Below are 15,090 nucleotides of genomic sequence, written 5' to 3'. Positions count from 1 at the left end.
TTCTATAACTGCTATTTTTATGCTTTTTCTCTTTTTGGGTGATCTTGGCCTAATTTTTTTCTATATGCCATACTATCTATATGTTTTCTTCTTTCTTTTAAGAATTTTTTTGTATCTAATTTATTTTTTTGAATCATTGAAGAAAATTGTTTTCCACCTAAGAAATGAGGCATTATTACATAAGTTGCTCCATCGCCATATAATTTAAGTGCTTCATCTATTTGATATGCAACAGCAACAAGTATTATTTTCTTATTTTTTTCTCGAATTTTATTAATAATTAAAGAATTAGTTTCTAAAATAGGAATTGTAGAGATTATCATTTTAGTTTTAGAAAAATTTAATTCATCTAGTAATTCACTATCATTTGCATCACCGTATCTGCAATTATGCCCTTCTTTACATAAATTAATTATAGTATCAGGATTATAGTCAATTATTAAATATCTTTTTTTCAATTTATTTAAAGATTCTAATACATCAAAACCAATTCTATTATAACCAAAAAGAATTATTTCATATTCTTCATTTGTATAATATTTATGTTCATCAACTTTTCTCCCTTTTCTTTCAAAAATAGAGAGGTATTTTGATAGGATAGGATATATTTTGTGAGAATAAAGTATCATATAAGTTGATCCTGCAAAAGTTATTAATCCAATAGCAGTTACTAATGATAAAGTTTCTTGTGTAATATGTCCAACAGATACCCCCATTGCAACAACAATTAATGAGAATTCACTTATTTGTGCAACAGTTAAGCCTGCTAAAAATCCATTCCTTTTTGTATATCCTTCTAAACCCATAAGAATCATAACTATTAATGGATTTCCAATCAAAACAAAAATAGATAGAATTAATATAGAATTTATATTTTCAAAAATATTTGAGAATATCATTTGAGAACCAAGCATTATAAAAAATAAAATTATAAAAAAATCTCTTAATGGTTTCATTTTTGAGCTTATTTCAAAATGATATGGAGAAATAGATAAAGCAACACCTGCTAGTAACGCACCAGCTTCAATTGAAAAATTAATATAATGAAAAATAGATGCAATTGCAAAACACCAAGCTAATGAAAATAAAAGTAAGAATTCTTGTGATTTTGCAATTTTTTTGAGAATAGTTGGAAGGAAGTAAATTGCTATTGCTACTAGAAGAGAGATACCTATTAATCCTTTTATTACTGTTTCAATCATTAATGCTGCTAAATCTCCTCCAGTACTCATTGAGGAAATAATTAATAATAAAATAATAGCGATAAAATCTTGAACAATTAAAAAACCAATTGATATTTTACCATAAAGTGAATCCAAATCCTCTTTATCAGATAATAATTTCATAATAATAATAGTACTACTAAAAGCAAGAGCAATTGCCATATATATTGCAGTGATAGTTGGAAATCCAAGTGAGATGATTATTAAATACCCGATTCCTGTTGTAAATAAAACTTGTCCTACACCAGTTAATACTGCTATTTTTCCTATATCTTTTATTACTTTTGGGTTTAGATTTAGCCCAACAAAAAATAGAAGTAATGCTACGCCTATCTGAGAAAAGGTAGTTATAGTTTCCCCAGTAGAATTAATAATATTTAAAAAAAAAGGTCCTGCTAAAATTCCACTAAAAATATAACCAATAGTTGCAGGCTGTTTTAGTATTCTAAATAAACCTGTAGTAAAAACAGTTATTGCAAGAATTTTACTTAACTCAATAAATATTTCTGGGTCCAATCTCTTCCACCTTTTTATTTTAATTAGTAGAATAAATATAAATTATATAAAGCTTTCTATTTTTTTGAAAAAATAAGTGCAGGGGAAGGGATTTGTTCTTCCAGTTTCTTTCTTATTTCAAGTTCTTTCTTTTTGATTAAACTTTTACTTTCTTGTAAGAAAGAAAAAGTTTATTGAACCCTCGCAGACACTAAGTCACAGGATTTCTTCCAAGTTTCTTTTTGGGATAAAAACCTTTTTCTTTTCAAAGAAAAAGGGATTTACTTAAGTCCTGCGCGATTGACCAGGCTCCGCCACCCCTGCATTTAATATAATTGGTGGCGGGCATTTGAACTTTGTTCAAATATAACCGCCACCCCTGCATTTAATATGTTAATCTCTACGTGATTAGTAAATATTGTATAAATAAATGTATTTAAAAAAGCTTTTGTTAGTTTATTTTACAAACCATGACCAAATTGTAATACCAATATTTGCTATGCCGGTTTTTATAGAATTAATTATTCCAATTCCTTCATATCTTATTTTATTATATTGGAGTGCTTCAGCAAAAGTTATTTCATTATTTGCTATTTTTTTGATTGTATCTTCATCTGTATATACATTCATAGTTTTATCTTTAAGTTCTCCAAAACCAATATTTTCCATATTTCCTTTTTCCATTATTATAAATATGGGTTTATTTTCATAGTCTTTAACATATAAATTCATTTTTTCATTACCAAATAAATTTATTGCAATTTCTGGTACTTGGTTTATGTTTTTGTTGTATTCTTGTTTAAACATATTTAGATGTTCTTGAGTTATATCTTTTCCAGTTATTTCTGATGCAAAAGCAAAAACCATTAAAAAACAAAAAATAAACGAAATTATTTTTTTCATTTCATCACCTCAACCATACATACTTGAAAAATTATCTCCACCTTCTATTTCTTTGTATTGTTTTTGTGCATCTTGTCCTTTATGTATAATCTCTTCAATTCTTTTTTCCATTTCTTTTGCTTCTTTATCTAATTGTGCAGTACATATTTTCAAATTTAATAAAGAATTTAAAGTTTGTAATACCATTGAAGCTGCTTTTGGGTCAACGTATTCTGGATTAGCTTCTGCTAATAAAGATATTACAGGTAACTTCTCAACAGCTCCCTTCGCCAATAACATTGCAGTAACTCCAGTTGTTGCTCCTTCTTTTATTAGTTCAACTTTTTTTAATTTTTTTATCTTTTCAAGGTCTTTTTTATCACTTGTTATTATATATACTGTATCTTGTGCTCCTTTAATATTTATACTACCTAAAGAAATTATTTGTTTTACTTTCTCTTTTTTACAAAAAGTATATATCTCATCAGATAGTTCTTTTACTGCAGATAAGGGGATTATAAATTCAGATAATAATACAATTAAATTATGTTGTTTTGAATAGTAAAGTCTTATTGGATACTCAGGAACATGATTATGGACAGCGATTAAAGGAGGAAATTTTTCACTTATTATATAACCATAAGGTTTCATTTTTAATTTTTCTACCATATAATTTGCAGCAATTGTTCCAACGAGTCCTAATCCAGGTAAACCTTCAAGTAAAATTGGTTTTGTTAATCCTGGTTTTTTTTCAGTTATAATAAATTCTATCGCCATTAGTATGACCTCCTTAGTATTATGTTTTGAATACAATACTAAGTTTTATAAATTTGCCTTTATTTTTAAGAGATTAAAGGAGTAGATGAGAAGATATTAAATAATAAAAATGAAATAATTGCCATAAACATAAAATATATAATTGCTTTTTTTGGTTCTCCTTCTTGATCAGCAATCATATAACTTGATAATAATGAGTATATAATTAAGTAAATAGGAATCACCATAAGACTTGTTTCATAAATTGCTTTGGTATCTACTTTTTGACCTAAATAATCCATTATTAAACTTAGATTTAATCCGCCAACTACCTGCATTACAATTCCTAAAATTAATGGAACTAAGATAGCACCGCCAATTAAAATAGTATATTTTTGTAAAGATAATACTGCCCTTCTTTCTCTTATTAATGAAAATAAAGAGAACATATCTTCAGCAGTTTCTCTTAAAGCTTGATACATATCTGCGCCTGTTTGAAAACCATAAATAAGCATTTTATTTGCTCTTTCAATTAATGGTGAAGCATTTCTTTCATACATATTTGTCAAAGCAGTTTCAATACTTAATCCTGCTTTTATTTGTCTGTATGCAATTGAATATTCTTTTGATAGGGGACCATAGTCATATCTAGACATTTGTTTTATTGGTTCTTCTGTTCCAGCACCTTTTTGGAATGAGGCAGCTTGAAATAATAAATCAGGCAATGAATGTTCCATTTGCAAAGTTCTTTTTTCTATTTTATATGATAGATATAAATAAATTAAAATAGGAAACAAGAAAGCTAAAAAAGCAAAGACTATAAATAAATTAGAAAAAGTTAAAGAGAGATAAATAAAAATAATTCCAAGAATACTTGATAAAATAATTGAAATAATCATTAATTTTTTAAATTTAAATGGGAAATTTATTTCATTTAAATATCTTTCAATTTGATGAATATCCTTTTTTATATTGGAATTTCTTAAGTCTGTTGCAGTTGGGGTTTTTAATTTTATAATAAAGATGATTATCAAATCAAAAAAAGGAAAAACAAACAAAAACATTATCCATAAATGTATTGGTTCTATATTTATTGGAAGCATCATTCCCCCAATTATTATAAATATTTGAAAAAAAGCAGGAATTAAACATGCAACAGCTATGAACATTAATCCAATAAATGATAATTTAGATTCAAATTCTTTTAATTTTGAAAATTGAATATCAATTAATTCATTTGCTATTCTTTTTAATGAATCTCCTTTTCCTCCTCTTTCATAAGTAATTATTAATTGATTTATTGCTCTTTTTATAATTGTAGATTCAATTCTTTCTGTCATATGAGTAAATGCTTTTGGTATACTTGCACCTGCTTTTATTTCTTTTAGAACTCTTTCAAATTCATATGAAATATTGTATTTTGAATCTACAACATATTCAATTGTTTTTTCAAAAGCCATATTAATTTCTAATTGAATTGCAATTGATCTTAAAACTAAAGGTAAATCTGCTTCAAACAATTCTGCTCTTTTCTTTTTTTCTATTTTTGGTATTGATTTCAATCCAAAAAAAGAAATTGCAAAAAATATTAATCCAATAATTATACCATACATAAAAAATCCAATTACTGTTAGTATAAAGAAAATTATACTTCCTAATAATAACGAAGAAGCTAAACAAAAACACATAAATGTTCTTGGTTCAAAATTTAAATCTGCTTTTTTAATATCTATTTTTAAAGTTTCTAATGATTTTTCAGAAAAAAGACGTCTTAATGGAATATTTTCAAATTTTTTAACAATTTTTTCTAATTTCATTATTCTCACTTTTTAAAGACAAAATTTTGTATTTCTTTTACAGAATCCACAAAATTTAAGTTTTGTTTTTTAATTTTTTTCAAAAATTCAGTTCTTATTCTTAATTCTTCTTCTAATTCTTCTTCTGTTAACCCTAAACTTTTTCTAATTTTTTCAATTAACATTGAATTTTTATATTTCTTTTTTAGAATGTCTTTTTCATAATCATATTCAAATAAATAGTTTGTTTTCATAGGATTTTCTTTATCAACTTCAGATATTTCTATTATTCTCCTTATTTCTTTTGATTCTCTTTTTTTGATATCATATTTCATCATTCTTCTTTGAACAATAATTAAATCAATTGATTGTAAATCAATATCTAATACTCCCAATGAATGCAGTCTTCTTAAAGTTTCATGTGCAGATTGGGCGTGAAAAGTAGCATAACTGCCTCTTGCTTGTCCGCTTAAAATCGTGTCTATCAATGCTTGTACTTCTTCTGTATTTCTTACTTCTCCAACAATTACTCTATCTGGTCTCATTCTTAAATTATCAGATACTAGAGAACTTATTGATATTCCCAATTCATAATTTGCAATCATATTGACTTTGTGTTCGTGTGGTATATTTATTTCTGGTGTTTCTTCAGTAATTAAAACTCTTTCATTTAATGGAATGAATGAAAATAATGCATTTAAAGAGGTTGTTTTTCCACTTGCAGTATTTCCTGAAATTAATACTGATAAATCAGCCTGCATGAATACCCATAATAAAGCTAATGCTTCCTCATTTATAGTTTTATAATTTATTAGATCTAATATAGTAAATGGATTCTCTTTTGTTTTTCTTATTGTTATCTCTGTATTTGAAATAGTAGGAATAGATGCATGTAATCTTGAGCCGTCTGGTAAAATAGCACTTAATTTTGGATTTTGATATGTAATTCTTCTCCCTAATTGTCTTGCCATTTTATTAATTATATCTAATATTAGATCTAAATCTGTAAAATATCCATTAGTTTTTTGCCATCCTTTATCTCTTAAATATACATAAACAGGTTTATCCAATCCTATTATTGCAATCTCTTCAATATTATCATCTTGTAGTAATTTATCTAAAAACCCAAAACCAAAAATATGTGCAGTTGCAGTTTCTGTTAAATATTCTAATTGGTCATTATCTGCTTGAATATGATTATCTGTTAAATGTAATTTAATTATTTTTTTTATTTTTTCTCTTGCTTTTTCTTTTGAATCTATGTCTTCGTATTTCGAAGCTTCTTTGAATAGAGTTTCTACCTCATAAATAACTTTTTCTTCATCAATACTTAGTTTTGGTAAGTTTAAGACATAATCTACTTCTTCTTTTTTTATTACCCAACCTAGCATAAAACACACCACTATTTTGTTTTAATAGTGATATTTTTATGTAAATTAAGCTTTTTAACACTTTCTACTTCCATTTCCAACAAATATTTAGCTTTTTTAGTAGGTTTTATTAAAGGAGTAAATGGTTTTATGTTTTTAAAAATTTCTACGATTTTCATATTTTTATCTAAATAAATAGCATCAAATTTAAAAAACACAAAAAAAGAGTGAATGGAATAGATACCTTCTTTATCAAAAATAAATAATATTCTTTTAGGATTTTTTCTGAACATTAAACCCCTTACCTTTGAAAAAAATGTATTTGCTATCTCATCTATTTGGATAATCATTTTCCAAACCTTCTTTTTCTATTTCCATATTCTTCAATGGCTTTTTCTAGATCTTCTTTTGTAAAATCTGGCCATAATTTATTTATAAAATATAATTCGCTGTATACTGACTGCCAGGGCATTAAACCACTTAATCTTTTTTCTCCAGAGGTTCGTATTATTAAATCTGGATCAGGAATTCCATTAGTATATAGATGGTCTTCTATTAATTTTTCAGTAGTTTCTTCTTTAGTATTTTTTAATTCTTTTATTATTTTTATAATTTCTTCTCTTCCTCCATAATTTAATAAAATATTTAATTGAAAATCTTTATTGTTTTTTGTTAATTCTTCTACTTTTTCAATTTTTTTTGTGAATTCTTTAGAAAATTTACTTCTGTCTCCAATGAATCTTATTTTTGCTTTATATTTTTCATGTTCTTTTAGATATTCATCAATTTTTTCATTAAATAAATTAAATAAATAATTTACTTCATTTTCATTTCTATTAAAATTTTCAGTTGAAAAACCCCAAATACTTAATATAGGTATATTTAATTCTCCTGTCCAATCTAATAATTGTCTTAGAACTTCAGTTCCTTTTTTATGTCCTAAAATATAATCTAATTTATTTTCTTTTGCCCATCTTCTATTTCCATCAGGTATAATTGCAATATGTGTTGGTTTTTCCATTTTAATTCCTCTTTATTATACTGTTAATTATAGACTCCATTGAATCTGGGTCTCCGTGTTTTTCTATTAATCTTTCTATTCCCAAAACTTTAAAACTCTTTAACCCTGCTTTTAATGTTAAATCATTTTGAATATTCATAAAACTTCTTATAAATGAAAGCATTTTCAAATCTTTTTCATATTTTTCTCTCCAAGTATTTTCATAAGTTTTTAATTGATTAATATTTTCACCAGCTATTTTAGCACATAAACACCCATAGTAAATTCCTCCACCTGTGGTTCTTTTTACTTGCCCAGCTGAATCTCCTACTAAAATTATTTCTTTTTTATCTATTCTTTTATATGTAGTTTTTCTTATTTCATGTGGAATTAATCCACCAATTAAATTTAATTTTTGTTTTATACTTAGCTTCTTTTTTAAATAATCCATAGCTGTTTTACCATTATTTGGTAATCTAATTCCTAATCCTATTTCTTCTTCTTCTTCATTTTGAGGTATACTCCATCCAAAAAATCCAGGTATATATTTTTGAGATAAAAATATTTGTATTACATTTTCATTTTTATTTTTTATTATTGCCTGCTGTGTTGAAATAAATTTATTTATTTTAGGAAAATTAAAATATTCTGCCGTATTTGATAAAGGGCCGTCTGCACCAATAATTGTGTTTGCTTTGTAATTGTTTTTTATTTTTTTATTTAATTCTATTTTAACTCCTTCTTTTTCTGCTTTTTCAGCACATAAAATATCGAATAATTTTCTATCAATTAAAAACATCGGTTGCTTTGCGTTTAATTCAATTTTATCTTTTCCAAAATTAACTTCTGCTTTTGTGAATTTTCTTTTTATACATTTTTTTATATTTATCTCTTTAGATAAAAAATCTACTGCTTTTTGAGATATTAATCCAGAGCATTTAACAGGTAATCCTATTTCTTTATGCTCTTCAGAAATTAAAATATCTAAATTATTTTTTAATGCGTAAATTGCTGAAAAGCATCCTACTGGTCCTGCTCCAATTATGTGGACATCATTCATTTTTTATTCCTCTTAATTTTTTATAATATTTTATTATTGTAGTAGTTCCATGAACATATATAGGAGATTGTTTTTTATAGAATTTAGCTTTTTTTAATTTTTTTAGAAAATCTTTTGAGTCTTTAAAATTTTCTATTTCTTGGTAAGCATTTCCAATTTCAAATATAAAATGCGCATCACTTCCAACACATTTGATCATTTTGTGTTTTATTGCAAATTCTTCTGCTTTTTGATTTTCTTCTTTTGTTGATCTGCTGTTAAATACTTCTATAATATCACACGTTTTAATCAATTTTTTATTATTTAACCCATTCCTATATTTTGAAAATGGATGAACTGCTATTGCTAATCCTTTTTGTTTGTGTATTAATTCAATAGTTTTTTTAGCAGTTAAACCAGGATTTATCTTTTTACTACAAAACAATCCGATTATTTCTCCTTCTTTTGTTTTAATTTCAATTCCCGGTATAAATCTAAAATTAGGATATTTTTGTTTTATTTTTTCTACTGCTTTTATAGAATCATGGTCTGTTATTGCAGGTATTATATTTTTTTCTTCACATGTTTTTATTATGTCTTCTAATGAATTTAAGGAATCTTTTGAATATATAGTGTGAATATGTAAATCTAATTTAATCATTTTCATCCCCAAATAAATTAGTTAAAATAGTTTTTTTACATTCAATAAATGACGGAATATTATTCAATAATATTGAATCTAATTCTGAATTCCAAATTTCTTTTTTATTTTGTAGAGCTTTTTTAAATATTTTTAAATCAAACTTTTCATTATAATATTCCATTTTTATATTAACTAATTCTTTTTTTGGTCTGTACTCTTTTTTTATTAGGTAATATAAATCATAAACATCTCTTGCATAATTTCTTTTTATTATTGCTCTTATTTTTTCACTTGTTATTTCTACTGGATTCATAATAAAAACTGTAAATGGAGGAATTTCATTATAATAAGGAGAGATTTCTTTTAAAATTGGTTTTAATTTTATGTCTTGTCTATCACTAATTTCTATTTTTACATAACATCTGCTTATTTCAGAAGTATATAAAGGCCCTTGAACACTTATTCTAAAATTTATTCCTGTTTTTGTTTTTATATCTTTAATTTCTGGTTTAAAATTAAGTAATTCTAGTTTTAACATAATTTCTTTTTTTATTTTATTAATATCAATTTCACCATTTAATGTAAAATCTAAATCCTCAGAAAATCTTTCAATTCCATAAAAAAACATTAATGCAGTTCCTCCTTTAAAAACAAGTTCTTTACCAATTTTTGAATAAATTGCATTGAGGATTATAGTTTGCATATAATGTTTTTCTTGTTGATAAAGTTTCATTTTTGTTTTTTTAGTTAATTCTATTAATTCTTCTTTTGTCATCATTTTATCTCCTCATTTATCCACATTTTCCATTTTTTATTATATTTCCCTTTATTTTTAATATTCGGATTTAATTTATGCCAATTTTTTAAATTTTTATAAAGATTTGTTTTTATCCCCTTTAATTCTAATAAATATCCTATCCTTTTTTTAACTGCTATATTTTCCATTTTTTTTACATATTTTAATATTTTTGGTATATCACACTCATCAATTGCATTAAATGCATATTGAATTCTAGAGTATTTGGGAAGATATAGTATATCTAAAATAATTTTTTCAATATCTCCTAAAAGAATATAAGAATTTTCATATTCTATCCAGGAGTATCCAAAAAAATTATTTGGTTTTATTTTAATGAATTGAAAACTGTTAAAAGATTTTTTATTTCTGGGAGAAACTATCTGTGCTATATTTATAATTTGATCAAGCTGCTTATGTAAATAAAGTCCTGAATTAAATTAGAGATAACAAGGTTCAAATATTTGTGAACCATTTACAAATATATTATCTGAAATGGTATATTTGTTTCTTTCAATTCTTGTTAGTAATTTTTTTTCAATCATTCGGTTAACATAAATTACGGTATTTTTATTTGGTATTCCAGAGATTTTTCTAATCTCATTAATTGTAAAAACTGCTTTTTTACTTTTTTTAAGTTTTTCATAAATTTTATATATTTTCATATATTTAATTATTAACCTAAAAGTTTAAAATAGTTATCTATAATATACAAAATTGTATATGATAAACAATCAAATTAAATAAAAACTAATTATCTCCATCATAAAGGAGTTATTTTGTTAGTTATCTCCATCATAAAGGAGTTATTTTGATAAGATATTCTAATTAAAAAAGGAGGATTTTATTATTTTAATATCTCCCACAATTATATTATTAAGATATTCTTGTTTTTAGTTATATTTATAAATATTGTTTAATTTAAGAATAATAGTAATTTATAAGGGAGGTTAGAATATGTTTACATTTGATCCAATAAGTTTATTATTAATAATATTTTTTTCAGCTTTTATTCCAGGCACTTTAATTGCATTACCTTTTTTCAAAAAGGTTAATTTAAATTTATTAGAAAAATTATTTTTAGGATTTATTTTAGGTATGGTATTACCTGCGTTTGTATTATTTTTATTATCTTTAATAGGAATTGATTTTTCCTTTATGCTTGCTTTAAGCGCAATATTAATTATAACTATAATAGGCGCTGTTTGGACTTATAAAGAAAAAGCTTGGGAAGACCTTAAAATGCCAAATATAAAAGAAATTAAAGAAGATTATTGGAAATATATTGGTTATGCGCTTTTATTGATTTTTATATTTTTAGCATTCTTTATAAGAGTTCAATCTTATTCTCCAATTTATCAAGAATTAGATCCCTATTGGTATATGTATGGGACACAGCAGATTTTAACGGAAGGTTCTGTTCCTTTAACTGATACTACTGCTTGGTATCCTTTGGTTGAAAGTTCACATAGATCTGTTCCAGTTTTGCAATTTATAGAAGCTTCTTGGTATTCCTTATATACACAAGGAGGCGTTTATGATAATTATTTATTATCTGTTATTTGTTCATTTTATCCCCCATTAGTAGCAGGATTATTAGTATTTTGCGCTTATTTGTTTTGTAAAAAAGAATTTGGAAATAATTGGGGTTTAGTAGCAGCAGGTTTAATGGCTTTTTTACCTTCAACAATAATGAAAATGGCTGCTGGTGTTTCAGAAGCACAGCCAATGGCTCTTTTTGCAATGTTTTTCTTTTTAGCTACTTTAGTTTTAGCTCTTAAAGAGAAACAAAAGAAATTATTTGTTTTAGCAGGATTAGCAGCTTCAACAGTTATTTTAGGTGCAACTTCATTAACAGTTGTTTATCTAGTATTTGCTGGATTTTTTGTTTTACAATCAATGTTATATTTTATACATAATCAAAAAGATGAATTATATGAATTTATAAAATCAATGGGAATTTTAGTTTTATTTATTTTAATCTCTGTTTTATTATATAATTATTATAGATTTGGAAATATAGTTAAAGGAATAAAAGATACAGGTACAATTTTATCAATTGGGGCTTTAGTGGTTTCTTATATTTTATATCACTCATTATTAAAAGTAAAATTAAATAATTTAAAAAGGATAGTAATTCCAATTGGTATTTTTATTTTAATTTTTATTTTATTCTTTTTGCCTTTTACTTCAGATATTTTAAAATCATTAGGAGAAGGATTTTTAAGACAAGCAACTTATGATTCTCCTTTATGGAAAACAATTCAAGAACAAGCATCAGCAGGAATATCTTTTGAAGGTTATTTAGGTGCAATAGGTGCTGATTTTGGTTCATGTCAAAAAGGAGCAGATTTATCATTAGGTAGTTTCTTTTGCTGGATAAATTATATATTTAGGGCATTTGATGTTTTATTTAAACACGTGTTTGATTTACCTTTATTAGAGACTTCTTTTAAAAATGGTGGATTTACATTAATATTTTTATTTGGTGCATTATTAGCATTTATTTATGAATTATATGAAAATATTAAGACAAAAAAACATATTAGTTTATTTTTCTTATTATTTTTATTTATATTTCCAATTTCATATGTTGGATTGAATAAAGCAAAATATTCTATTTATTTATCATTAGCAGTTGTTATTGCTGCTGTTTGGACTTTTGCTTTTATTTGTAAAGTGTTTGATAAATTCTTCAAAAGCAAAGAAGGAAAATATTATGCTAAATTATTAATTTTAATAATTGCATCCTTATTTGTTGTCTCAGAATTTTTTTCATTTTTACCAGATAATCCAACAATGGCGCAATCAGTTTTATCTGTATCATTAGAAACAAGATATCAAGATAATCCAGAAGCATTAATGGAAAAATTTGAAAGATTATGTGATAAAACAGGAGATCAAAATTTATGTAATGCAGTTTTAAATAAAAATCATTGGAATTCATCAATAAATAATAGATATAATCAACAACTTTGTTTATATTCTATATTTTCTGAAGAAGAAATATTAGGAAATCAAACTATTTCAAATGCAAGACAAATTGGTGCTTCTTTAAAATGTTCTAAAATCGCTGATTATTGGATAAGTTCAATGGAATGGATCTCAGAAGAAACACCTAATACGGATTCAACAAGAATTATCTCTTGGTGGGATTATGGACACTGGATTAATTTCTTTGGAGAAAGGAATACTGTTTTAAGAAATGAACATAGTTCTCATGAGATGATTGAAAGAACTGCATTTGCTTATTTACATGGAAATGAAACAGATCTTATTAATACTATGAAAGATTATGGTTCTGAATATGCATTATTTGATTCAGAATTATTATTAAGTGGAAGTTCTTTTGGGGGAAAATATGGGGCTTTAAATTACTTAGGTTGTGCTTATTTAAATGAAACAACAGTATTAAATGATCCAGGCCAATCTGAATGCGAACAAAATAATCTATGGGAAGAAGTATATCTTCCAACAGAACCAGATTTAACTGAAATCTGTACTATTTCATATGAAGAAAATAAAAAAGGAACAATTGGGTATTATGGGGGCTTAACAGTTGTTCAAACCCAAGAAGGCACTCAACAATACCGTGCTTATTTAACAGATAAAAAATATTGTATATCTGAAAAAGGAGTTATGTATTTCTTAGATAAAAAAGATGATGAAGGTAATTTAATTATACAAGGAGGGATATTACAGCCACAAGGAACAATATATTCAACAAAAGGAGATGTAGTATTAAAAGCAACAGTTATTTATATGGATGAAAATTATACAATTACAGATGCGCAAAATAATACCATAACAATAAACAATTGGGAAAATAGAGTAGAAAGTTTTTATGATTCAAATCTTTACAAAGCATTTATTTTAGATGAATTAGAGGGCTTTGAAAAAGTTTATGATAATGGAAATGTTAAGATATTTAAGAAGAAGTAATTATTTTTTCTAATTTTTTACATATTTTTTCCCATGAAAAGTCTTTTTTAATTTTTCTTTCATTCTTTTTAAATTCTTTTAAATTTATTTTTTTATTTAAAACTTCTTCAATTTTTTTGGTTAATTCTTTTTCTGAGTATGCAATAATTCCAATATTATTATATTTAACAAAATTAGATAATTCATTATTTTTTTTTGATAAAATGAGCAATGGAATCTCTAGTCCAATGTATTCATACGTTTTACCTCCAATTGCATTTGAAAATACAAATCCTTGTCCATTATATGCTAAATCTGCATTTTTAATCATAGAATAAGTTTGGTCTTTTGATAAATAGCCAAAGAAATTTATATTTAATTTATATTTTTTTGCTTTTTGTTTAAGTAGATATTCATAATAGAAATAAAAACTTCTTGATTTCCCTATGATATCTATAACAATTTGATTTTTATCATTTTTAGATAAAGTACCAACTGAATCTAATAATATATCAATTTTATGTCTTGGCGTAATAGCCCCTGCATAGACTATATGAAATAAATTATCATTATTTTTTTTTGATTTTATGTTATTTAATTCTTCTATTGATATTCCTCCTTCAATTACTTTAATATCTGTTCTTTTACATTGTTTTTTAATAGTATCTTTATATCCTTCTGTCACTGTTATAATGGCCTTTGCATTTTGAAGTGCTTCTATATGCATTTTTTTAAATAAATGCGGAGGTTCCCAAGGATCACGATAGTCTAAAATATATGGAATATGCATTTTTTTAAATATATTATATGATATAATACTAATATACCCTGGTTTAATTGAAGAATAGATTATATCTGGTTTAAATTCATTACATATTCTTTCTACTTCTTTTCCTACAAATATTGACCATAATTCTCCATCTGGAAGAATTTTTATTATTCTAGTTAAAATTTGAGTAATAGAATTATTTTTATTAAATGTTCTCATAACTTGTATCTCATTTGGAATTTTAATAGTTTCATCAACATAATCTAAATTTGTTTTCTTAGCACTTATAACTATTACCTCATGTTTTTTAGATAACTCATTTACTATATTTAAGGTACGATTAACTGAAGCGACAATTGGTGGAAAATGATATGCTAAAACCAAAATTTTCATATATAAA

The 15,090-nt window shown here is 24.8% G+C and carries 14 protein-coding genes and 1 tRNA gene; 1 reads left to right on the top strand and 14 read right to left on the bottom strand.

The genetic code is table 11. The annotated features are described in order from the left end of the window. Nucleotides 1–17 precede the first annotated feature (17 nt). From WC356_00145 to WC356_00085, 13 genes are all read right to left on the bottom strand, one after another. The gene (locus WC356_00145; GenBank protein ID MFA5381554.1) at nt 18–1,739 is read right to left on the bottom strand and encodes a cation:proton antiporter; all 1,722 of its coding nucleotides are present in this window, start codon (nt 1,737–1,739) and stop codon (nt 18–20) included. A 77-nt stretch (nt 1,740–1,816) separates the two neighbouring features. Next, nucleotides 1,817–2,042 (bottom strand) — tRNA-Leu (locus tag WC356_00140). 132 nt (nt 2,043–2,174) lie between these two features. Continuing rightward, nucleotides 2,175–2,621 (bottom strand): hypothetical protein, encoded by a 447-nt coding sequence (locus WC356_00135; protein ID MFA5381553.1) that lies wholly within the window; start codon nt 2,619–2,621, stop codon nt 2,175–2,177. Between the two features lie 9 nt (nt 2,622–2,630). Beyond that, nucleotides 2,631–3,377, bottom strand: coding sequence for a PAC2 family protein (locus WC356_00130; protein MFA5381552.1), 747 nt, complete (start codon nt 3,375–3,377; stop codon nt 2,631–2,633). Between the two features lie 65 nt (nt 3,378–3,442). Further along, nucleotides 3,443–5,173, bottom strand: a complete 1,731-nt coding sequence (locus WC356_00125) for a type II secretion system F family protein (GenBank protein MFA5381551.1) — start codon at nt 5,171–5,173, stop codon at nt 3,443–3,445. Between the two features lie 5 nt (nt 5,174–5,178). After that, entirely contained in the window at nt 5,179–6,543 is a 1,365-nt protein-coding gene (locus WC356_00120) for an ATPase, T2SS/T4P/T4SS family (protein ID MFA5381550.1), read from the bottom strand. Between the two features lie 11 nt (nt 6,544–6,554). Next, nucleotides 6,555–6,872: a DUF192 domain-containing protein gene (locus tag WC356_00115; protein ID MFA5381549.1), complete on the bottom strand. Its 318-nt coding sequence runs from the start codon at nt 6,870–6,872 to the stop codon at nt 6,555–6,557. Beyond that, on the bottom strand, nt 6,869–7,543 hold the full coding sequence (gene uppS, locus WC356_00110) for a polyprenyl diphosphate synthase (protein MFA5381548.1): 675 nt from the start codon (nt 7,541–7,543) through the stop codon (nt 6,869–6,871). Before uppS ends, WC356_00115 begins: the two co-directional genes overlap by 4 nt. Nucleotide 7,544: 1 nt before the next feature. Continuing rightward, nucleotides 7,545–8,582, bottom strand: coding sequence for an NAD(P)/FAD-dependent oxidoreductase (locus WC356_00105; GenBank protein ID MFA5381547.1), 1,038 nt, complete (start codon nt 8,580–8,582; stop codon nt 7,545–7,547). After that, complete coding sequence (locus WC356_00100) at nt 8,575–9,222, bottom strand: PHP domain-containing protein (GenBank protein MFA5381546.1); 648 nt, start codon at nt 9,220–9,222, stop codon at nt 8,575–8,577. Before WC356_00100 ends, WC356_00105 begins: the two co-directional genes overlap by 8 nt. Continuing rightward, nucleotides 9,215–9,982, bottom strand: a complete 768-nt coding sequence (locus WC356_00095) for a nucleotidyl transferase AbiEii/AbiGii toxin family protein (protein ID MFA5381545.1) — start codon at nt 9,980–9,982, stop codon at nt 9,215–9,217. Before WC356_00095 ends, WC356_00100 begins: the two co-directional genes overlap by 8 nt. After that, nucleotides 9,979–10,149: a hypothetical protein gene (locus WC356_00090; GenBank protein MFA5381544.1), complete on the bottom strand. Its 171-nt coding sequence runs from the start codon at nt 10,147–10,149 to the stop codon at nt 9,979–9,981. Before WC356_00090 ends, WC356_00095 begins: the two co-directional genes overlap by 4 nt. Before the next feature lie 291 nt (nt 10,150–10,440). Next, nucleotides 10,441–10,665: a hypothetical protein gene (locus tag WC356_00085; protein MFA5381543.1), complete on the bottom strand. Its 225-nt coding sequence runs from the start codon at nt 10,663–10,665 to the stop codon at nt 10,441–10,443. A gap of 292 nt (nt 10,666–10,957) precedes the next feature. Between WC356_00085 and WC356_00080 the strand changes: the two genes are divergently transcribed. Beyond that, nucleotides 10,958–13,942 (top strand): STT3 domain-containing protein, encoded by a 2,985-nt coding sequence (locus tag WC356_00080; GenBank protein ID MFA5381542.1) that lies wholly within the window; start codon nt 10,958–10,960, stop codon nt 13,940–13,942. Here WC356_00080 and WC356_00075 read toward each other — a convergent pair. Next, the gene (locus WC356_00075; GenBank protein MFA5381541.1) at nt 13,929–15,083 is read right to left on the bottom strand and encodes a glycosyltransferase; all 1,155 of its coding nucleotides are present in this window, start codon (nt 15,081–15,083) and stop codon (nt 13,929–13,931) included. The two genes, WC356_00080 and WC356_00075, sit on opposite strands and share 14 nt — an antisense overlap. Nucleotides 15,084–15,090: the final 7 nt, after the last annotated feature.

Source organism: Candidatus Micrarchaeia archaeon, assembly GCA_041653315.1.
Classification (GTDB): Archaea; Micrarchaeota; Micrarchaeia; order Anstonellales; family JAHKLY01; genus JAHKLY01.
Note: the sequence above shows the minus strand (reverse complement) of the source record. Positions and strands in the feature narration are given on the sequence as shown.